Source organism: Aliiroseovarius sp. PrR006 (assembly GCF_010500215.1).
GTDB lineage: Bacteria > Pseudomonadota > Alphaproteobacteria > Rhodobacterales > Rhodobacteraceae > Aliiroseovarius.
This window is the reverse complement of record NZ_JAAGOY010000007.1, coordinates 912666-933282: the sequence shown is the minus strand read 5'-3', so window position 1 is coordinate 933282 and position 20617 is coordinate 912666. Positions and strand designations below refer to the sequence as shown.

Below are 20617 nucleotides of genomic sequence, written 5' to 3'. Positions count from 1 at the left end.
GGCACGAGTTTTAGACGCCCTGCGCGTCGGTGCAAGGGTGGATCACCTCACCTTGTGTCAGGGGGTCAAATGCATCGCGGAATTCGGCGCAGGCTGAAGGTCGCGCTGGGCGGGGCGGACGTGGAAACGGGCCATTGTGGCGCCGCGCACCAAGGGGACAAAATGGCAGTCGACCTGCCGCCCGTCCAAAAGGGCGATATGGTCAGACCATATTTGACGTTCGCCGTGGGTGGCCACGAATTCCTTCAGCATGCGCCAGACCGGCGTGTCGCCAGCGGTGCCGCGCCATGTGCGGATCGCGTCGCCAAGATTGATGTCCTCAAGCGTGGTCGACGGGTCGTTGCCCCACAGCTTGGTATAGGCCGCGTTCGACATCGACAGCACACCGCCCGGCGAAAAGATAGCGATCGCGTCCTCGATGCAATCCAGCGCGGATTGGCCCATCTCAAGCTCGCGGCGGAAGCGGCGGGTTAGCGAGATTTCCGAGGTGATGTCTTCGAACAGGAAGGCCACAGCCCCGTCAGGATGCGGGCGTCCTGTGATGCGATAGGTCTGGCCGGTGGGCAAGGACCATGTTTCCTCGTACGTGCCATTCACGGCGGCGCTTTCCAAATCCGCCATCTGTTGCCGCCACGAGACATAGTCCTTGGGTTCCGGCATCATCCGCTTTTCACGCAGACGGTCGAGGAAGGTAAACAGCGTGGGTTTGCCCACAAGGAACGAGGCATCCAGCGCCAGAATGTCGGTCAGGGCCGGGTTGAACAGGTTCAGTTGTCGTTTGCGGTCGAAAATGGCCAGACCGATGGGAAGATGGGCAAAGGTTTTGGTCAGGGTCGAGACGAACTCGGTCCGTGACTTCTCGGCATTTACCACGCGATCCACGGGAATGGCGGTCAGCAGGGTCTCGGTCCCCACAGGGGCATCGTGAAGCTCGAACCAGTGGCGTTCGCCGTCGGTGGGCAGCTGGACGGCCACGCGGCGCGGGGTTTCCAGGGTTTTGGCATCCTCAAGCCGTGGCCGATCAAACAGCTTTTGCGGGGGCCAGCTGGCGACCTCGTCCGAGGCGTTCGGGTCGGCGGCCTGATCCAGATAGGTCTTGTTGGCCCAAGTGATTTTGCCGCTTGCGTCCTCGCGCCACATCATGACCGGTGCGTGACGCGCAATCGCGCGTAGCCCATCCAGCTCGTCCTGCATGGCGTCAAAGCTGATGCGGTCGACGATGGGGGCTGTGCCCTCGGTGCCGGACGTAACCAGTTGGATCCGGGCCAGCCCATCGCGCCATTCCGCGTCGATCCGATGCGCCCCGTCGATGGATGGGATGGAAAGCGAGCCAAGCTCGGCCAGATCCGAGATCTGCTCGGTCAGTTTGGGAAAACGGGCATTCAGGATCAGCGACAGATGCTGCCAGTCCGAGCCCGAACCGTGCCGCGGCAAGGCGTCAAGAATTTGCCGTCCTGCCGGGGTCACATCTGTCAGTGACTGATCATCGAACAGGAAGACGACGCTGTCCTTTTCCTGTGCGGTCCGTTTGCGTAGCTTTCGGTCCCGTGCTGGGTCGAGCAGCGACAGGATATAAAGCGCTGCAATCGAGATCGTGAGGGCCGTCAGCACCAGCCCCACCGCATAAAGAGTATTGATCATGTCCACACCTGTCGTTTCGGCGGTCTGCCACCCGCGTTATCAACGGGTTAACCTTAAGCTAGTGTGGTTAACGAAGGTTTAATCTGGCTGAACGCCTTGATCGCACAGGGTTTTTCAGCCCGTGTCGTGGGTAAAGTGGATATTCTCGCCCAGCGCGCCGCTGGTGTCCGCGGCCTCGAGCCCGCGTGTGTCGCGCCGCCACTCGACCTGTGCAATCGCGCCAGATTTTTCGCGCGGGTGAGGGCGACCGGTATAGGGCGACGAGGCGTTGGCGAAATGCAGTGTGGCCCCTGTGCGCTCCAACAGCGTCTTGGCGATGAACAGTCCCAGCCCCATGCCCTTATAGGCCTGCCGTTGGCCGCGTTCCGCCTGCGATTTGCGGCGGCGAATGAAGGGGTCTCCGATCCAGCCCAGAACCTGCGGGGAATACCCTTTGCCGTCGTCCAGAATGCGGATGGTGATGCGCTCGTCATTCCAGCACAGCTCGATCCAGACCTTGGTCGAGGCGAAATCCACCGCGTTCTGGATCAGATTGCGCAGCCCGTGAATGATCTCGGGGCGGCGCATCAGGATGGGCTGCTCAGCGGGATCCGCTTCGACACAGACAATTTCGATCTCAAGCGCTTTGCCACGTTCGCGGTGGGGCTCGGCGGCTTCTTCGATCAGTGCGATCAGGGGGGCGTGCTTGACCAGCATGTCATCTTTGCCAGCCCGGCCCATGGATTGCAGGATATCCCGGCAACGGTCGGCCTGTTCGCCGATCAGACGGGCGTCGTCGCGTAGTTCGTCATCGCCGTCCAATTCCTCGACCAGTTCAGACGACACCAGCTTGATTGTCGCCAGCGGGGTGCCGAGTTCGTGTGCAGCGGCGGCCACCACGCCGCCCAGATCGGTCAGGTTCTGTTCGCGGGACAGGGCCATCTGCGTGGCCAGCAGCGCTTCGGACATCGACCGCATCTCGGACGAGATCCGGTGCGTATAGAGCCCGATAAACCCGACCGAGATCGTGACCGAAGCCCACAGGCCAAAGACGAACAGGTCGGGCATCTGCAAAATGCCCGTCGCGGTTTGAAGCGGGATGTTGATCCATGTGACCAAGCTGGTCGCGGCAATAGCCACGGCCCCCACCATAATGGTCGAGCGCGTCGACAACGCGGTCGCGGCAACAGTCACCGGGGCAAGGATCAGCACCATGAACGGGTTATGAATGCCGCCGGTCAGGAACATCATCAGGCCCAACTGCAGCGTGTCGAAGACCAGAATGCCGGTGGCTTGACGTTCGTTTAGGCGGGTGTTGCGCGGGAAAAGCGTGCTGGACACTAGGTTGGCAATCACCGCGATGCCGATGGTGGCAGACACCAGGCCGAACGGGATCTGGACCGTAAAGAACTGAACAGCAACGGCAATGGCCGCGATCTGTCCCGCAATTGCTGCCCAGCGCAAAAGGATCAGCGTCCGCAGGCGCACCCAACTGCGTTGCTGGCTTCCAACGGCGGCATCAGTGGCCGGGTCTGTCTGGAGTTCCACCATTTGTGATCAGAAGAATTTGCTTTTTCGGTTGCGTCAATGTGTTCTCTTGCTAGTCGTGACGAAAGGCAGGATCAATGCCTGCGCGAACAAACCGGAGAATTTCTATGCAACGCATCTATGCTGTGACGGCCGCAACGGCGATTGTGGCGCTTGTCGGGGTGACATGGTTTGTCACCAGTGGGGAAGACGATGCCTTTGCCGAATGTCGTGCCGGCGCCATCGGAACCGGCGTTGCCTCGATCGGGGGTCCGTTCGAGCTGACGGATGAAACCGGTGCGCTCGTGACCGAGAAAGACGTGATCACCAAGCCCACGCTGGTCTATTTCGGCTATACGTTCTGCCCGGATGTTTGCCCTCTGGACAACGCGCGCAATGCCGCCGCGATGCGCATTCTGGACGGTCAGGGCTATGACGTGCAGGCGGCCTTTATCTCGGTCGATCCGGAACGCGACACGCCCGAGCATCTGGCGGATTTCACCAGCTACATGCATGACGATATGATTGGCCTGACCGGCACGCCCGAGCAGGTCAAAGCAGCCAGCCAAGCCTACAAAACTTACTTTCGCAAGCAAGAGCCGGAAGAAGGGATGGAAGAGTACTATCTGATGGATCACTCGACCTTCACTTATCTGATGTTCCCGGACAGCGGATTTGCGGATTTCTTCAAGCGGGATGAGACACCTGAATCCATGGCTAAGCGGGTAAGCTGCTTCATTGACGCTGGTGCATAGCAGGCATCGCAGCGTCAAAATTGACCTTACGGTCATAAATACCTACCTATCATGAAGCAGACGCAAACCGGAGGTTGCTGCGATGACCACTGAGGAACTCAAGCCAATTGGCGAAGACGCGTCCCTGTTGTTGGTAGACGACGACGAACCGTTCCTGCGCCGTTTGGCACGCGCGATGGAAAAGCGTGGGTTTGCGGTTGAGACCGCAGGATCAGTCACCGCCGGCAAGGCCATCGCCACCGCCCGCCCGCCCGCCTATGCCGTGGTCGATCTGCGGCTTGAAGATGGCAACGGGCTGGATGTGGTGGAAACCATTCGTGACCGGCGCCCAGATGCCCGCATCGTGGTTCTGACCGGCTATGGCGCGATTGCCACTGCGGTTGCGGCCGTCAAGCTGGGCGCAGCGGATTATCTGTCGAAACCCGCAGATGCCAATGACATCACCGCCGCGCTGCTTGCCATGCCGGACGAGCTGCCACCGCCGCCGGAAAATCCCATGTCCGCCGACCGCGTCCGCTGGGAGCACATCCAGCGCGTGTACGAGCTTTGCGACCGCAATGTCTCGGAAACTGCGCGCCGTCTGAACATGCACCGTCGCACACTTCAGCGCATCTTGGCCAAACGCAGCCCGAAATGAGGTCGCCGCTCGCGGGTCTGATGGGCCTCTTGCTGCTGTCCGCCTGCGTTCAGCCCGGCGCGCCTGTACGCCAGCCCCAGCAAACCGTCACCATTGCGCCGGACGCGCAGGGACTTGCCGTTCTGCCCAGCAATCAACGAGTGGATTTTGGACGCTCTTCCAAGGGTGTGATCCCCGCCTTGACCCGCGAGCTTGGTCGGCCAAATGCACTGCCGTTGACCGGGTGCCCCACCGACATCACCCACCGCCTGCGCTGGGCGGAATTGGAGCTTAGTTTCACACCCGAGCGGTTCGTGGGTTGGAAACGCGGTACAGAGCAGCGCGGGCGTGTCTGCGTCTAGGCGTTCTAGGCCGGATTAGTCTCTGAGTGACTACCCCATCAGCTCCAGCAGGCTATTATGGCGGGCGGTGAAATCCGCGCGGACCTCGGCCGGGGGACGCAGGGTGATATCCAGTCCTTTGGTGATCGTGGGATCCGGCACGCCAAAGAACTTTCCGGCCTCTTCAACACTGAACCCGGCGATCTGCGTGGCCTCTAGAAAGGCCGAGACCTTGTCCGCCCGTTTGATCGCCTTCTTCACGGCCACAGGGATTTTCGCAGGCAGGCCAAAGCGGATGTGGATGGCGGCGGTCAGGCGATCGTCCAGCTCTCCATACCCCGCACCGACCGAGGCTTTCACGGGTGAGATCATGTCGCCAATCACGTATTCCGGCGCGTCATGCAGAAGGGCGGCCAACTGCCATTTGACCGGCGCTTTGGGGTTCATCCGCGTGTACAGCGCTTCGACCAACAGGGAATGCTCGGCCACGGAATAGGGGAAGTCGCCATATGTCTGCCCATTCCAGCGCGCCACAAAAGCAAGACCGTGGGCGATGTCTTCGATCTCGATGTCCACAGGCGTCGGATCCAGCAGGTCCAGCCGCCGACCAGAGAGCATTCGTTGCCAGGCGCGGGGTTTAGCGGGCATTTTCGGTCCTTTTTGCGGGTTTCGCTTCGCAATGTCGCCTTTTTCACGGGCAAGTCAATTGGCCTTCATTGCGTGTTCGCGGTTAGAATGCTACGGCACGCGCAACAGTAACGGGATCAGGATCGGAGAAACACCGTGACCCAAGATTATATCGTCAAAGACATCGCTCTGGCCGAGTTCGGCCGCAAAGAGCTGGACATCGCTGAAACCGAAATGCCGGGCCTGATGGCCCTGCGGGACGAGTACGGCGAAAGCAAGCCGCTGGCGGGCGCTCGGATTGTCGGCTCGCTGCACATGACCATTCAGACTGCGGTTCTGATCGAAACGCTGGTCGCGCTGGGCGCCGATGTGCGCTGGGCGTCGTGCAACATCTTCTCGACGCAAGACCACGCCGCTGCCGCGATCGCGCAGGCAGGTGTTCCGGTCTTCGCGATCAAAGGCCAGTCGCTGGAAGAGCATTGGGATTATCTGGACCTGTCGTTCCAATTCCCGGAAGGCCCGAACCTGATCCTAGACGATGGCGGCGATGCGACGCTGTACATCCTGCTGGGTGCCCGCGCTGAAGCTGGTGAAGAACTGGGCGTTCCCGGCTCCGAGGAAGAAGAAGTCATCCACGCGCAGATCAAGAAGCGTATGGAAGCAAGCCCCGGCTGGTTCACCAAGATGCGTGACCAGATCCACGGTGTTTCGGAAGAGACCACCACCGGCGTGCACCGCCTGTATGATCTGGTGAAGAACGGCCAGCTGCCCTTCCCGGCGATCAATGTGAACGACTCGGTCACCAAGTCGAAATTCGACAACAAATACGGCTGTAAGGAATCGCTGGTCGACGGCATCCGCCGCGCCACCGACACCATGATGGCTGGTAAAGTTGCCGTTGTCTGTGGCTATGGCGATGTGGGCAAAGGCTCGGCTGCGTCGCTGCGCGGTGCTGGTGCCCGCGTGAAAGTAACCGAGATCGACCCGATCTGTGCGCTGCAAGCCGCGATGGACGGGTTCGAGGTGTTGGCGCTGGAAGATGCCGTCGCAGACGCCGACATTTTCATCACCACCACCGGCAACAAAGACGTTATCCGCATCGAGCATATGCGCGCGATGAAGGACATGGCGATCGTTGGCAACATCGGCCACTTCGATAACGAAATTCAGGTGGCAAACCTGAAGAACCACAAGTGGACCAACATCAAAGAACAGGTGGACATGATCGAGATGCCTTCGGGCAACCGCATCATCCTTCTGTCGGAAGGTCGTCTGCTGAACCTTGGCAACGCCACCGGCCACCCATCCTTCGTGATGTCGGCCAGCTTCACCAACCAGGTTCTGGCGCAGATCGAGCTGTGGACCAAGGGCGATGAATACAACAACGACGTCTACATCCTGCCCAAGCATCTGGACGAGAAAGTCGCCCGTCTGCACTTGGATCGGATCGGCGTGAAACTGTCGTCGCTGAACAAGGAACAGGCGGATTATATCGGCGTCTCGACCGACGGCCCGTTCAAGCCGGAACACTATCGCTATTAAGCGCGCCGCAATTCCTAAACCATAGACCGCCGCCCGGATGCTCCGAGGCGGCGGTTTTTTTTACCTCAGGCAAGCCTCGGGACGGAGTTGTTACGCCGTTACTGTTTCTGCCTGTGATCTCAACCACTTGATGAAGATTCGGGCCTCGGGTCTCAGGTGATCCTGCTGGGTTTCGATGTGGTAGGTTCCAAAGCAACGCTCCGAAAACAGCTCCACAACTCTGCCGGCGGCAAGGTCATTCTGAAAGAACGCGCGCGCCGTATAGGTGATGCCATCCCCCCGGCGAACTGCGGTCATGATAAGGTTCCCCGGCATGTGGTTCACCGTCAGCGGATGTTCCGGAACGACGCCATGGAAAGTGAACCAATCGGCCGCCTCGTTCGTGCCCAGTTCCTGAAGCCAAGGCAGATCAACCAGAGAAGCCGGATCGCGCAGATCCTGTCCCCCGACAAGCGCGGGCGCGCCGATCACGATCATGTCGGTGATCAGGACGGTATCGACATCCTCTCTGGGCCAACGATGGTCGTGATAGCGGATCGCCACGTCGATCCCGCCGGGTTTAAGCTCTACCACTTCGGATGTCGGGTTGAGCATCAAGGTGATATCCGGATGGGCCCGTTGAAATTCGGCCATTCGCGGCATCAACCACTCAACGGCAAAGGCTGGCGACATGGTCACCTGAACGGGACGGTTTGCCGAATCCTCGCGCAATCTTTCCACGCCCCGGCTGATGATCTCGAAACCCGTGCCCAGCTCGCGGGCCAAGCGCATGCCTTGATCGGTCAGTTCAATGCCCCTGCCAAGCTTCGTGACCAGAGACGTTCCCAGGTGCTTTTCTAGGGACTTGACCTGCTGGCTGATCGCGGCCTGCGTCACGTTTAGCCGCTTTGCGGCCAAAGTGTAACTGCCGGTGTCAGCGACGGCTGAAAAGGCGCGCAGGCTGTTCAGCGGTGGAAGTTTCATCCAGTCCATATAATAGATTCTCTAATGAGTACTTATGATTATTGAATCGCATGAGGCAGGCGTTTTGGCAATAAATGAAGGGAAAATCCACGGATAGATGGCCGAAATCCTTTGTTAAGTAAGAAATGTCGGCCAGAGATGATGAGCCTGAGGTCTTGGAAGCAATGGAAAAATTTAACGGTGGGTGTTACTGCGGCGCGGTCCGCTATCAGATCAATGGCAAACCCAAATGGTCCGGCCACTGCCATTGCCGCTCGTGTCAGATGGCGCTTGGTGGTGCCTTTGTCACATGGGCGAAGGTCGCGGGAAAAGACTTTACGGTAACCAAAGGCGTGATCAAGACTTTGGAGAAAACGCCGGGAATTATCCGCGGGTTCTGCGGGGACTGTGGGACCACACTGACCTATGCCGCCGAGACCGAAGTCGAGGGGCAGGATTGGAGCGCGGATGCCTGGTTCGCAGCTGCGACGCTTGATGATCCGTCAATCGCCGACCCAAAAAGTCATGTCTTCGTTTCTCATCAGCAGCCTTGGATCAAGCTTGACGACGGTCTGCCGACATTTCCGGAATTCTAACGCAACTCAGCATCAGGGAGAGCAAGATGACAACTGCATTTTCATACGCCTGCAAGGACTGTGAAGGCATGGAGGACTGTCCGGGAAAGGTCGTTGCCGCGACCGAAGACGAAGTGTGGAAGCTGATGGAGCTTCACGCGGTCGTCGCCCATGGTGAGGATCCCAGCTCGTGGGACACAGAAACGCGGAAGTACCTGAAAACGCTTATCAAGGAAGTTTAGACCGCAAACCGGCACGAACCGGTTTGCGGGACGTCTTATTTGATTACAGGTCTTCGCCAAACCCGAAGTTTTCGGTCACGTAATCGATGTCCTTGTCACCACGACCCGACATGTTGATCAGGATCGACTTGCCCGGATGCTTCGGCGCTTCGCGCATTGCGAAGGCAACGGCGTGGGCGCTTTCAAGTGCCGGGATGATGCCCTCGGTGCGGCTGACCGAGAAGAAGGCGTTCAGCGCTTCTTTATCGTCACAGGCGGTATAGTTCGCCTTGCCGGTGCGATAGAGGTGCGCGTGTTCCGGGCCAACACCCGGATAGTCCAGACCCGAGGCGACGGTGTGCACGGGGGCCGGCTCGCCGTTTTCGTCCTTCAGAACCATGGTGCGGAAGCCGTGGATGTCGCCGTCTTCGCCGAAGGTGATGGTCGCGGCGTGCTCGCCCAATTTCGACGAGGTGCCCATCGGCTCGACGCCATAGAGCTCCACATCATCATCGTCGATAAAGCCCGAGAACAGGCCCATCGCGTTCGACCCACCGCCCACACAGGCGGCAACGATATCGGGCAGGCCGCCGGTCATCTCAAGGAACTGATCGCGCGCTTCGACGCCCACGATGTGCTGGAAATCACGAACCATCATCGGGAACGGGTGCGGACCCACGACCGAGCCGATGGCGAATAGGGCTTCGTCAGCTTGCTCCATGTAGCTGCCGAAACAGCTGTCCACGGCCTCTTTCAGCGAACGGCCACCAAAGCCCACGGGAACAACCTCGGCGCCCAGCAGCTTCATGCGGGTCACGTTGGGGGCTTCCTTGGCGATGTCGATCTCGCCCATGTGGATTTCGCATTCCAGACCGAAGTAAGCAGCGGCTGTGGCCAAGGCCACGCCGTGCTGACCCGCGCCGGTTTCTGCCATCAGCTTTTTCTTGCCCATAAACTTGGCCAACAGACCTTCGCCCATGCAGTGGTTCAGCTTGTGCGCACCGGTGTGGTTCAGGTCTTCACGTTTGGCATAGATCTGCGCACCGCCGCACTGCTCGGACAGGTTCTTCAGGTAAGACACCGGGGTCGGGCGACCTTGGAAGTGTTTGCGGATGTGGCGCAGTTCGGCGATGAAGTCGGCCGACTTTGAAATCCGGTCATAGGCTTCGCGGATTTCTTTGAAATGCGGCTCCAGCGGGGGCGGCAGCATTGCTCCACCGTATTCGCCGAAGAAACCGTCACGTGTCGGTGTGGATTTAAGATAAGACGCCATTCCTGTGTTCCCTCGTGTCTATTTTGTCCACGGGATGAGACAGGGAAATGGCTTGCGTCACAAGTCGAAAGTTGCGGTTTACAACGATTATCTAGAATAAAATTGCGGCCTCGCGAATGCGAAGCCGCAGGAAATTGATGTGTGCTGCTGAAATCAGCTGGGAATACGCAGGTTCTGGCCCGGATAGATCAGGTCAGGATCCTTCAACATCGGTTTGTTGGCTTCAAAGATATCCTTGTAGCGGGCGCCGTTGCCCAGAGTTTTTTCGGCAATCGCCCAAAGCGTGTCGCCTTTTTCAACGGTGTGGAAGGTCGGCTCGCCCTCAAGATCGGCTTCGACCTCGGCCACGCCTTCGACATTGCCGACCGCCAGAATGACCTTTTCACGCTCTTCCGCGCTTAGGTTTTCGCCGCCTTTGACGGTGACTTTCTCTCCATCGACCTGAATATCCAAACCCGACGTGTCGATGCCCAGATCTGCAACTTCCTGGTTCAGCGTGTCAGCGGACGCGGCTTCGTCTCCGCCAAACAGCGATTTACCGGCACCCTTTACGAAACTCCAAAGGCCCATTTTGTTCTCCTAATGCAATATATGTCGCGGGTAGCCTGAGCCAGATAGGCGAAAAAACATAGGGGGAAAGCTGCGGCAAACTTTTCCTTTGTGGAAAATCGGATTGCGCCTAGAGTTTCGTGGAATTGATTTGAACGTCCATAAAATTGGGAGACACAGATGGGAAAGCGTGACGACTTGATCGCGAAATATGCAGATGATCTTAAGAATAAATGCGGCATGTCGCCGGATATGGATCTTTTGACCAAAGTGACGATCGGCTGCGGCCCGGCAATCTATAATGACGATGCTTCAACCGTGGCTGCGACGCAGGAAAGCGAGCTTGAGACCGTCAAAGAAAACTTCCTGATCAAGAAGCTGGGTCTGGCCGATGGTCCGCAGCTGATGGATGCGATCAACGCCGTGATAGAAACCTATGGCCGCAGCGAGCGCAACAAGTACCGCGCTGTTGTGTACTACATGCTGGTGAAGCATTTCGGCAAAGAAGCCGTCTACGGCTAAGCGCACCACATACCAAGGTATCACGCGGTCCAGAAATTGGGCCGCGTTTTTGTTTTCAGTTCATTGTGGTCGTCCGGGCCAAACCTTGACGAGAGGTTCTTGCCCGAGCCGAGAACCTTACAGCATTGCAAAAATTCGGGCAGGCCCGCCCGATCCACCGCGATGGGTCGGCGCGCCAATCACAAGGGTCGCGCCCGCAGCCGGCACCTGATCCAAGTTGGCGATGTTTTCGATGCAGAAACGACCCGCTGGCAGCCACGCATAGTGGGTGTCGAAAGTCGTCGAAGCACCGATATCAATGGATAATGTGTCTGAAGCAAGCGAGGCGGCTTTGGTCTCTTCAAGCAACATCTGGGTCGCCTCGATGTGAAAGCCCGGATAGTGCTGCATGCCTTGGTCATCTGCACCGCGATACTTATCGGTTGCAACATGTGCCCCCCATCCGGAATGCATTGCGACACAGGCCCCGTCAGGAATTGGCCCATGGCTGGCGATCCAAGCCTTGATGTCATCCGGCGTGACGCTAGTGTCAGCATCTTCGGCGGCTCTTGCAGCGATGTCCACGACGCATAGCGGTGCAATCAGCTGAGAGACCGGAATTTCATTCACTGCAGCGCCATCAGCCGAGAAATGTAGCGGCGCATCAATATGCGTTCCAGTGTGCTCGTTCAGTGTTATCCGAGAAACATTGAACCCGTGTTCTGCAAAGTTGAACATCGCTTCTGATGATATGCCGGGTGTTCCGAAATATGTCGGGAAGTCTTCAGAAAGCTCATACGTCATATCCTGAACCGAGTCGTGCCCTGCGGCCATGGCAGGTGTTGTCTTGGATGCTCCTACAGCTGCGACTGCGCCCATTGCGGCTGCGGTTTTGAAGAAACTTCTTCTTGAAAGCATCCGATCCTTAACGGAGTTAATAATACATAGATCACACATGTTATTTCTCCCCAAAGAAAACATTATAGCACATTTTGAGTGCTCGAGAGAGTGTCGGGTGTTTCCGGTGCCTAGTCATCGCCAGAGCTTCGAGGTCAGGGGTTTTTGATCACATGAACCGGCGGGACAGATCTATTGCCGGGTTAACAAAACCTTCGAATAACATATTGGTTTTGAATAGTTTTGAATGTGAAACGAGATTGATTTTCGCTTAGATATCCCGCTACATAATACACGAAGACCAGGACGGTCGGACCTTGAATTCAGAGACACGTGCGGTGCTGAGGGAGCACGTGGGGTGAGGAAGGGGTCCGAGACGTCGGGCCCCTTCTTGTTTCTCACATCACGCCCAGAACCAGCCCGATGATGGTGCAGCCTCCAACAGCATAGCCCCCATCCATCCAGATTAGAGACTTCGAGCGGTCGCTGAACATGACGTTGTTGATCATCCACGGCGCGACCACAAAAAGCCCAAGGCCCAGCCCAGCGATCAGGCTTTTGCCGGCGCCATCAATGCCCGCCATGCTGAACATGTGCCGCATCATTCCAGCAACAACCAACGCGCCCACAAAGGCCACGATATAGGGTTTTGGGTCGGATGCGTTATGGGGCTTGCCTGCGTCGTCCGTTTGGATGCCTGAGGCCGCAACCCATTGTTTTGAAAGTGCCATGTACCAGACCGCGCCGAACGCGTAACCCGCGATGGCGGCGACGATGACTTCCAGCATGTGATTTCCTCCTGTTCGACTAATCTTATGCGACCAGCCGGGCAGGGGGGTTGTCAAGCGTCGCCCGCCAGCTCCAACACGATGGCCCATTCGGCCTCGGTCACCGGTTGCACGGACAAGCGGGTGTTGTTGACCAGCACCATATCGGTCAGACGCGGATCATCTTTGCACATGGCCAGCGTCACCGGCTTGGGCAGCGCACGCACAGCTTTGATGTCCACGCAATCCCAGCGTTCATCGTCGGTGGTGCTGTCCTGATGGCTTTCCGCGATCACCTCGACGATGCCGACGATCTCTTTTTCTTTCTGCGAGTGGTAGAAGAAGCCAAGATCGCCCACTTTCATCGTGCGCATGTGGTTGCGCGCCTGATAGTTGCGCACGCCGTCCCATTCCTCGCCTGCGTCACCCTTGGCGACCTGTTGGTCCCAGCTCCAGGTCGAGACTTCGGATTTGAACAGCCAATACGCCATTAGCCGACCACCCGGTTCCACTGCTCGATGCGCACGTCAGCAAACAGACCGGCCTTGGCATAGGGGTCGCCGTCCGCCCACGCTTGCGCGGCGGCCATGTCATCGACGTCCAGCACCAGAAGCGACCCGCACATCATACCGTCGGCATCCAGAAACGGGCCTGCCTGCGCGACAACGCCAGTGTCCTTGATATAGGCCAGATGCGCTTCGCGGTTGGCTTTGCGGGTTTCGATGGCACCGGGTTTGTCAGTGCAGATGACGGCTACGAGCATTCATTCCTCCTTGAGCGGCCGTGACAAGAGCATGTCGACAGCTTCGTTTATGGTCAGTTGATTGTCCAGCACGGCGACGACCATCTGCGCGATGGGCATTTCGATCCCGGCGTTTTGGGCAAAGTTAGAGACTGCTTTGGCGGTGGCGCGCCCTTCGACGGTCGTGCCTTCGGGCAGGGGGTCGCCGCGTCCAAGCGCCAGCCCAAAGCTATAGTTGCGGGACTTTTCGGACGAGCAGGTCAGCGTCAGATCGCCAAAACCAGACAGGCCGGACAGAGTGTCAGGCTGCGCACCTTTCAGGGCGGCAAAGCGTTGCATCTCGGCATATCCGCGGGTCATCAGGGCGGCACGGGCGCTTTCGCCCAGACCTGCGCCAATGGCGATGCCGCAGGCGATGGCGACGACGTTTTTCAAAGCGCCCCCGATCTCAACCCCGATCAGATCACTGCTGCGATACACGCGGATGTTGTTCGTGGACAGCGCGGCTTGCAGTGTTTCACCATTTTCACAGGCCAAGGTCAAAGCAGTCGGCAATCCGGCAGCGATGTCGACTGCAAAGCTGGGGCCAGACAGGATCGCCGGGGTGGCCGAGGGGCAGACCCGCTGAATGATCTCGGCCGGACCAAGCCCGGATTGCAGATCGACGCCCTTACAGCAGGCAACAAGCGTTTTGCCCTGAAATAGGGTCGTATTCTCTTCCAGAAAGCCGGCTAGCTTCTGCATCGGGACGGCCAATAGAATGATGTCGGACGCTTGCACTTCGTCGATGTTTTCAAGCACCGTTAGGCTGTCAGGGAATGCAAAGCCCGGCAGGCGGCGGGTGTTTTCGCGCGCGGTGGCCATGTCGCCCGGGTCGCGCGCCCACAGGCCAACGGCACGGCCGCTTTGCGCCAAAGAGATCGCCAAGGCCGTGCCAAATGCGCCTGCGCCCAGAACCGAAATGCTCATGCCTTTGCCCCTTTTTTTCCTGATCCCAACATTGCTGGGGCACGCTGGTCAAGCGGCCATCGCGGGCGGGCTTGCAGGGTCATGTCATCTTGCTGCCCCGCGCGGAACCGCTCGATCCCGGCCCAAGCGATCATCGCAGCGTTGTCGGTACACAGCGCCAGAGGCGGGGCCAGAAAAGCGGTGCCAGTTTGCGCACATACAGTCTCTAATTCGCCACGAATGGCCATATTTGCCGCCACACCCCCTGCCACGGCCAAGGTGGGCTGGGCGGGGTTCAGGGAAAGATATTCTTTCAGCGCACGGCGCGATTTCTCGGCCAGAACATCGCGCACGGCAGCTTGGAAGCCAGCGCAGAGGTCCGCGCGATCCTGCACCCGTAGCCCGCCATGTTCTGCCACCAGCCGGTCACGTTCGCGCAGAAGGGCGGTTTTCAAGCCCGAGAAGCTCATGTCGCAACCGGGACGATCCAGCAGCGGGCGCGGGAATTTGAAGCGTTTGGGGTCGCCGTTCTTTGCCTCGGCCTCGACCGAGGGGCCACCGGGTTGGGGAAGGCCCAGAAGTTTGGCGGTTTTGTCGAAGGCTTCGCCGGGCGCATCGTCGATGGTGCCGCCAAGGCGGGTGAACTCGTCGGACCCTTTGGCGATCAGGAACTGGCAGTGCCCGCCCGAGACCAGAAGCATCAGATAGGGAAACGCCGCCTGATCCGTCAGGCGCGGGGTCAGGGCATGGCCCGCAAGGTGGTTCACGCCGACCAAGGGTTTGCCCGAGCCGACCGACAATCCCTTGGCGCACATGACGCCCGCCAGCACGCCGCCGATCAGGCCGGGGCCTGCGGTGACGGCAATGGCGTCGACATCCGTCAAGGCCATATTCGCCTGTGTTAGAGCCTGCTCCACGCAGCTATCCAGCTTTTCCGTATGCGCCCGCGCGGCGATCTCGGGCACAACTCCACCGAAATCGGCGTGCAGCTCGGTTTGGCCAGCGACCACAGAGGACAGCACAACAGGCGTCTGTCCGGGCGTGTGGCTCACCACCGCCGCAGCCGTATCATCGCACGAGCTTTCCAGCCCAAGAACGGTAAGGGGTTGATCAGTTTCGGTCATTGCTCTTGCGATCTGTTGCGGGAACGGGTCGGTTGGGGGTAACACCTAGATAGTTCGCAGACAATCCCGGCCTCTTTATATGTCCAAGCTCCCGATCCTTGTCCTGACGCGCCCAGAGGCGGCGGCGCACCGGTTTTTGATGCAAGTCGAAGCGGCAATGGGGCGGGACGTGCCGCATGTCATCTCGCCGATTTTGCAGATTCAGCCTGTTGGAGTGTGGCCCGAGCTGACTGAGGTTGAGGTCATCTTGACTTCGGAACATGCAGTGCGTGGGGACTTGACCGGCATCACCGCCCATTGCGTCGGTAGTCGCACAGCTGAAGCGGCACAGGCGCAAGGTGCGCAGATTCAGACCGTCGCGATAAATGCAGAAGCGCTTTTGCAGGATTTGAGCACACGGCCTGCCGACTATGTACATCTCTGCGGCTCGCACAAAGCGGTCGATATCTCGGCCCGTTTGACTGCGGCGGGGCTGTCGTGTCGCGATCATCAGGTCTATGCGCAGGAAGCGCAGCCCCTGAGCGAACAGGCGTGCGCCGCATTGGAAGGGGAAGACCCCGCCCTGCTTCCCCTTTTTTCACCCCGTTCGGCGCGTTTGGTTGGGGAAGCCATTGCGAAACCGGGCCGGCACCTCCACGTAATTGGTATGAGCGATGCGGTTGCAGCGGAATGGCATGCGACCACCGGCAACACTGCAAAAATCGCCGATACCCCTACGGGTGATGCGATGGTGAGCGGGATTGTCGCAGCATTGGGCGGTCACGTCGCTTGAGCAGTAACAAGGCAAGCGATAGGCTGTTCTACGCAGCTGCAGCATTTTAGAGCAAGATTCGAGGGGTTCGTTATATTGGCCAAGTCTCCGAAAACAGCCAAGGCAAAGGCGGAAACGGTGGAAGACGCCGTTGTCGTTGAAGAAACCAAGCTGGACGAGGAACAGGATACGACTCCTGACAACCCGACCGAGGACGTGAGCGAACCGGAGTCCGAGCAGGATGAAACTGCGGGAACCGATGACGTCGAGGCGGCTGATGGCGAAGAACCGCCGAAAGAAGAAGATACCGCTGAGGAGGCTCCTGAAGAAGTTGAAGCCCCGGCAGAGCCCACCCCAACCCCTGTTTCCGCAGCCCCCAAGAAAAGCGGGTCCGGCTTTGTGCTACTGCTTCTGGGCGGCGCAGTCGCCGCTGCCATCGGATTTGGCGCCGCGCGCTTCCCCGATCAATGGCCGTTTGGGCAGCCTTCTGAGGACCCGATGGTCGCCGAGATGGCCGCGCTTCAGGACCGGATTGCAGGTCTGGAAAGCAACACAGCCGCGCAGGGCGACAGCCTGAGCGCTTTGGCCGCGGATGATGGGCTGGATCGGCTGCGGGACGAGACCGCAGGCACGATGGACCAGTTGCGCACGCAGCTTGACGGCATGACCGCCAAGCTGGACGAGCTTGAGAACCGTATTCACACAGTCGAGAAACTGCCTCAGGGTTCGGGCATGGAAGCGGCTGCGGCTGCTGCGGCTGCGTATGAGCGTGAATTGCAGCAGATGCGCCAGATGCTGGACACCGAGCTTGCGCGCATCACCAGCCAAAAAGAAGACGCGCAGACGTTGGAAGTTTCCGCTGCTGAAACCGCACGTGCGGCGGCTGCACGCGCCGCAATGGCGCGGGTGCATGCGGCGCTTGAAACCGGCCAGCCCTTTGGGGACGCGTTGTTTGATCTGACCGAGAATGCAGGCCTTGCCGCGCCGGACGCGCTGTCGGCTATTGCGGCAGATGGTGTCGCTACCCAACAAACGCTCCAGTCCAGCTTCCCGGAAGCTGCGCGCGCGTCACTGGATGCATCCATCCGCGCCGCTGTGGAAGCGGGCGAAATGGATCGGGTGTCTGCATTCTTCCGCACCCAGTTGGGCACCCGGTCGTTGGAACCGAAAGAGGGCGACGATCCTGACGCCATCCTGTCGCGCGCCGAAGCGGCATTGAAAGCTGGGCAGCTGGACACCGCGTTGACGGAACTGGCCGCGATGCCCGACGCCGGACAGCCAGCGCTGGCCCCGTGGATCGCAAGTGCTACGCAGCGCCGCGATGCCTTGGCCGCAGCAGCCGATCTGTCCCAGCAAATGAACACGAACTGAGGAACCGCCGATGCTTTGGTCTTTGATTAAGATTGTCCTTTTCATCGCAGCGATTGCACTTTTGACAGTGGGCGCTGGGATCCTCATGGAAACCGAAGGTGGCGTGCGCATTGCCATCGGCGGGACTGAATTCAACATGGAGCCCCTACAGGCCGTTATCGCCGGGGTGCTTCTGGTGATCGCGATTTGGCTGGCGCTGATCGTGTTTGGGCTGCTGGTTGCCTTTGTGCGCTTCGTGAATGGCGACGAAACCGCGATTTCCCGCTATTTCGACCGCTCGCGTGAACGTAAGGGCTACGAGGCGCTGGCCGAGGGCATGATGGCGATTGCCTCGGGCGAAAGCTCGACCGCGATGTCGAAAGCCGCCCGGGCTGAAAAGTATCTGCGCCGCCCGGAGCTGACCAACCTGCTGACTGCGCAAGCGGCCGAGATGTCGGGCGACAAGCGCAAGGCGGCTCAGGTCTATAAGCGGCTGTTGAAGGATGAACGCACACAGTTTGTCGGTGTGCGCGGGATCATGAAGCAGAAGCTGGAAGAGGGTGACACCGAGACCGCGATGAAGCTGGCCGAGAAAGCCTTTGCGCTGAAGCCGCGCCACGCGGAAACGCAGGACGTTTTGTTGGGTCTTCAGGCGCAGAACAACGACTGGGCCGGTGCGCGCAAGACGCTGGGGGCCAAGCTGAAATACGGCGCCTTGCCGCGTGACGTGCACAAGCGCCGCGATGCGGTTCTGGCTCTGTCTGAAGCCAAGGGTGTGATGAAGGAAGGCAACCCGATCGAAGCGCGTGTCGCTGCGATCGAAGCCAACCGCCTGTCGCCCGATTTGGTCCCCGCTGCCGTGATGGCCGCACGTGGGTACATTGCGGGTGGCAAACCGAAATACGCCTCGCGCGTGTTGGTCAAAGCATGGTCGGCGCAGCCCCACCCGGATCTGGCCGCGGCCTTTGCTGATATTGCGTCGGACGAAACGCCCGCCGAGCGGATCAAGCGCTTCCGTGCCCTGACTAAGCATCAAGACGGCAACCCGGAAACCCGCATGCTGCTGGCCGAGCTGAACATCACAGCCGAGGATTATCCCGCCGCCCGCACCGCGCTGGGCGATCTTCCGGACGCGATGCCCACCCAACGTGCGCTGACGCTGCTGGCGGCGATTGAGCGGGGCGAGGGCGCCTCGGGCCACGATGTGCGCGCCACGCTGGCCCGCGCCGTGACCGCACCGCGTGGACCTCAGTGGGTCTGCGAAAGCTGCAACCACGTACATGCCGCGTGGCTACCGGTCTGCAACAACTGCGATGGGTTTGACACGCTTGCATGGAAACAAGCGCCCGAAGCTGAAGGCGCCGTTCCGACAGGCGCCGAGATGCTGCCCTTGGTGGTTGGCGACGCCCCCGTGGCCGAAGTTGAGGATGCGGAAGAGCTGGGCGGCGAACCTGCGGTTCTGGACGGTGAAGTCGTGAAAGAGGCGGATGATAAACCCGCCGCATAACACTCAAGTCGGGCGGCGCGAATTTGGTGTCGCCTGATAATCTGACGGTCAGATCAGACGCATTGTTTTCGCTTGCGCAAAGATCGTGTCGCGTCTAAAACCCCCAACGCTGCGGGGCGGAAATCGCCCGGCAACATGTGGGCCGCTGTAGCTCAGCTGGTAGAGCACGTCATTCGTAATGATGGGGTCGTAGGTTCAAGTCCTATCAGCGGCACCACCCCTTCCCAAAACAGATCTGACGTTGTGCGCATTCGTGCGATTATTCAGGGTAAGATTGGCCTTTGGTCCACAGCCCGAACAATCGGTTTTTCTGATCGCTTTCAGAGATCCGGAAAGCTATCCGCTGATCTCTGCTTTGAAGGCAGATGGCGTAATCCCAAACTTGGTTTTGAACAAACGCGAGAACTGCGCCTGATCTGAAAAGCCAAAACGATAGGATACTTCCGAGATCGGAAGCCCGGGCGCAGAGGCCAGACGATCCCGCGCTGCGATCAGGCGCTGATCCCGTATTTGCTGACTGACCGTGCCATTCACATCCTTGAACAGGTCATGCAGATAGCGCTTCGAGATACCGCAGCTTTCGGCGATCAGATCGGGGGACAAGTTCGGGTTTTTCAGGTTCTCGCGGATGAATTTCTCGACCCGAGAAATATGTGCGGTGCGAACTGCAGAGAGATTGCTTGAACTTGCGTCGACCGTCTCGTCAAGGGCAAGCCCAAGCAGTTCCAAAAGCTGGCGCCCCACGGTTTCACCCGCAGCCGCTCCGAAATCCGCAAACTTCGACTGGGCCTGATCCACCATCGAGGCGAACAAGCCAGCCGTGCCAGAGGTTGCATTGAACACTTTTGCGCAAAAGCGGTCGGGTTGGCGCACACGCTCTTCCAGCGCTTTGCGCCCGACCTTCAGGACGAACAGGTCATTGGGGTTTTCATAGAGAAACCGATATGGCTCGTCGCCGCGTTCAAGGATGAAGCCGCCCGGATCGCACCGCACTTCGCGCCCCAACTGGCGGAACTCGACCGATGTCGCGCGTGGCAGGGTGATTAAATACTCTTCTTCCCGCGCCTCACGGATATGTGCGCGCCGCCGCTCGTAACTCAGCGGATCAGACGTCAGCCGGGACAGGCCGACATGCCCCATCGACATCCGGCTCAGCTGCCCATTGAAATGGATGGGATCACGGAACTGAAGTTCCAGTGGAAAATACGCATCGTTTACCACCGCGTTCCATTTACTGGAGCGGTGCTGCGGCTCTGTCGTGGCCGTCGAGAATGTGAACTCGGCGGTCATATGCGTCTCCTCCCAAGCCTGACCATAGCCAAGCCTCCCTATAAAACAAAGGAATTTGGATGTTCTGCACTCTGCTGCAAACGGTTCTGCGCTGAGCGGCAAATTGTTCTGCACAAAGTTGCAAACGCTTCTGCACTTAGCGTCAAGACGAT

23 protein-coding genes and 1 tRNA gene are annotated in these 20617 nt (G+C 59.2%); 11 read left to right on the top strand and 13 right to left on the bottom strand.

All coding sequences use genetic code 11. From position 1 onward, the window contains the following. Positions 1-57: 57 nt before the first annotated feature. Together G0Q00_RS13060 and regB are read right to left on the bottom strand one after the other, a co-directional pair. Positions 58-1641, bottom strand: coding sequence for a PAS-domain containing protein (locus G0Q00_RS13060; RefSeq protein ID WP_163039987.1), 1584 nt, complete (start codon positions 1639-1641; stop codon positions 58-60). A gap of 114 nt (positions 1642-1755) precedes the next feature. After that, positions 1756-3168, bottom strand: a complete 1413-nt coding sequence (regB, locus tag G0Q00_RS13055; RefSeq protein ID WP_370458570.1) for a sensor histidine kinase RegB — start codon at positions 3166-3168, stop codon at positions 1756-1758. A 107-nt stretch (positions 3169-3275) separates the two neighbouring features. On the opposite strand from regB, the gene G0Q00_RS13050 reads away from it, so the two are divergent. The 3 genes from G0Q00_RS13050 (at position 3276) to G0Q00_RS13040 (ending at position 4880) form a co-directional block, all read left to right on the top strand. Next, complete coding sequence (locus G0Q00_RS13050) at positions 3276-3902, top strand: SCO family protein (RefSeq protein WP_163039984.1); 627 nt, start codon at positions 3276-3278, stop codon at positions 3900-3902. An 82-nt stretch (positions 3903-3984) separates the two neighbouring features. Further along, positions 3985-4539 (top strand): ActR/PrrA/RegA family redox response regulator transcription factor, encoded by a 555-nt coding sequence (locus G0Q00_RS13045; protein WP_163039982.1) that lies wholly within the window; start codon positions 3985-3987, stop codon positions 4537-4539. Continuing rightward, positions 4536-4880 (top strand): hypothetical protein, encoded by a 345-nt coding sequence (locus tag G0Q00_RS13040; RefSeq protein ID WP_163039980.1) that lies wholly within the window; start codon positions 4536-4538, stop codon positions 4878-4880. Before G0Q00_RS13045 ends, G0Q00_RS13040 begins: the two co-directional genes overlap by 4 nt. A 30-nt stretch (positions 4881-4910) precedes the next feature. Here G0Q00_RS13040 and G0Q00_RS13035 read toward each other — a convergent pair whose 3' ends face one another. Continuing rightward, entirely contained in the window at positions 4911-5507 is a 597-nt protein-coding gene (locus tag G0Q00_RS13035) for an HD domain-containing protein (RefSeq protein ID WP_163039978.1), read from the bottom strand. Positions 5508-5642: 135 nt separating this feature from the next. On the opposite strand from G0Q00_RS13035, the gene ahcY reads away from it, so the two are divergent. Continuing rightward, positions 5643-7028 (top strand): adenosylhomocysteinase, encoded by a 1386-nt coding sequence (gene ahcY / locus G0Q00_RS13030; protein ID WP_163039976.1) that lies wholly within the window; start codon positions 5643-5645, stop codon positions 7026-7028. A 90-nt stretch (positions 7029-7118) separates the two neighbouring features. Here the strand turns inward: ahcY and G0Q00_RS13025 are convergent, their stop codons facing one another. Then, positions 7119-8000: a LysR family transcriptional regulator gene (locus tag G0Q00_RS13025; RefSeq protein ID WP_163039974.1), complete on the bottom strand. Its 882-nt coding sequence runs from the start codon at positions 7998-8000 to the stop codon at positions 7119-7121. Between the two features lie 155 nt (positions 8001-8155). On the opposite strand from G0Q00_RS13025, the gene G0Q00_RS13020 reads away from it, so the two are divergent. Next, positions 8156-8566: a GFA family protein gene (locus G0Q00_RS13020; protein ID WP_163039973.1), complete on the top strand. Its 411-nt coding sequence runs from the start codon at positions 8156-8158 to the stop codon at positions 8564-8566. 26 nt (positions 8567-8592) lie between these two features. Then, positions 8593-8787: a DUF1059 domain-containing protein gene (locus tag G0Q00_RS13015; RefSeq protein WP_163039971.1), complete on the top strand. Its 195-nt coding sequence runs from the start codon at positions 8593-8595 to the stop codon at positions 8785-8787. 43 nt (positions 8788-8830) lie between these two features. Here the strand turns inward: G0Q00_RS13015 and trpB are convergent, their stop codons facing one another. Beyond that, positions 8831-10039 carry a tryptophan synthase subunit beta gene (gene trpB, locus G0Q00_RS13010; protein ID WP_163039969.1) on the bottom strand — a complete coding sequence of 403 codons (1209 nt, stop codon included), beginning with the start codon at positions 10037-10039 and terminating at the stop codon, positions 8831-8833. Between the two features lie 153 nt (positions 10040-10192). Continuing rightward, a complete protein-coding gene (gene lysM, locus G0Q00_RS13005) occupies positions 10193-10609 on the bottom strand; it encodes a peptidoglycan-binding protein LysM (RefSeq protein WP_163039967.1) in 417 nt (138 codons plus the stop codon). A 159-nt stretch (positions 10610-10768) separates the two neighbouring features. On the opposite strand from lysM, the gene G0Q00_RS13000 reads away from it, so the two are divergent. Next, the gene (locus G0Q00_RS13000) at positions 10769-11110 is read left to right on the top strand and encodes a DUF2853 family protein (RefSeq protein ID WP_163039965.1); all 342 of its coding nucleotides are present in this window, start codon (positions 10769-10771) and stop codon (positions 11108-11110) included. Between the two features lie 117 nt (positions 11111-11227). Here G0Q00_RS13000 and G0Q00_RS12995 read toward each other — a convergent pair whose 3' ends face one another. The 6 genes from G0Q00_RS12995 to tsaD form a co-directional block, all read right to left on the bottom strand. Then, positions 11228-12046, bottom strand: a complete 819-nt coding sequence (locus G0Q00_RS12995; protein ID WP_163039963.1) for a cyclase family protein — start codon at positions 12044-12046, stop codon at positions 11228-11230. Between the two features lie 338 nt (positions 12047-12384). Then, positions 12385-12774: a DUF1761 domain-containing protein gene (locus G0Q00_RS12990; protein ID WP_163039961.1), complete on the bottom strand. Its 390-nt coding sequence runs from the start codon at positions 12772-12774 to the stop codon at positions 12385-12387. Positions 12775-12827: 53 nt separating this feature from the next. After that, positions 12828-13244: an EVE domain-containing protein gene (locus G0Q00_RS12985; protein ID WP_163039959.1), complete on the bottom strand. Its 417-nt coding sequence runs from the start codon at positions 13242-13244 to the stop codon at positions 12828-12830. Beyond that, a complete protein-coding gene (locus G0Q00_RS12980) occupies positions 13244-13516 on the bottom strand; it encodes a YciI family protein (protein ID WP_133485183.1) in 273 nt (90 codons plus the stop codon). Before G0Q00_RS12980 ends, G0Q00_RS12985 begins: the two co-directional genes overlap by 1 nt. Continuing rightward, positions 13517-14464, bottom strand: a complete 948-nt coding sequence (locus tag G0Q00_RS12975; RefSeq protein ID WP_163039957.1) for an NAD(P)H-dependent glycerol-3-phosphate dehydrogenase — start codon at positions 14462-14464, stop codon at positions 13517-13519. It abuts the gene before it with no gap. Beyond that, positions 14461-15567 carry a tRNA (adenosine(37)-N6)-threonylcarbamoyltransferase complex transferase subunit TsaD gene (gene tsaD / locus G0Q00_RS12970; RefSeq protein WP_163039955.1) on the bottom strand — a complete coding sequence of 369 codons (1107 nt, stop codon included), beginning with the start codon at positions 15565-15567 and terminating at the stop codon, positions 14461-14463. The genes G0Q00_RS12975 and tsaD overlap by 4 nt, the downstream gene beginning before the upstream one ends. Positions 15568-15646: 79 nt before the next feature. Between tsaD and G0Q00_RS12965 the strand changes: the two genes are divergently transcribed. From G0Q00_RS12965 to G0Q00_RS12950, 4 genes are all read left to right on the top strand, one after another. Continuing rightward, positions 15647-16339 carry a uroporphyrinogen-III synthase gene (locus tag G0Q00_RS12965; protein WP_163039953.1) on the top strand — a complete coding sequence of 231 codons (693 nt, stop codon included), beginning with the start codon at positions 15647-15649 and terminating at the stop codon, positions 16337-16339. A gap of 117 nt (positions 16340-16456) precedes the next feature. After that, the gene (locus G0Q00_RS12960; protein WP_163039951.1) at positions 16457-17689 is read left to right on the top strand and encodes a COG4223 family protein; all 1233 of its coding nucleotides are present in this window, start codon (positions 16457-16459) and stop codon (positions 17687-17689) included. Between the two features lie 10 nt (positions 17690-17699). Then, complete coding sequence (locus tag G0Q00_RS12955; protein WP_163039949.1) at positions 17700-19175, top strand: heme biosynthesis protein HemY; 1476 nt, start codon at positions 17700-17702, stop codon at positions 19173-19175. A gap of 141 nt (positions 19176-19316) precedes the next feature. Further along, positions 19317-19392 (top strand) — tRNA-Thr (locus tag G0Q00_RS12950). Between the two features lie 119 nt (positions 19393-19511). Here G0Q00_RS12950 and G0Q00_RS12945 read toward each other — a convergent pair. Continuing rightward, positions 19512-20465 carry a helix-turn-helix domain-containing protein gene (locus G0Q00_RS12945; RefSeq protein WP_163039948.1) on the bottom strand — a complete coding sequence of 318 codons (954 nt, stop codon included), beginning with the start codon at positions 20463-20465 and terminating at the stop codon, positions 19512-19514. Positions 20466-20617 lie beyond the last annotated feature (152 nt).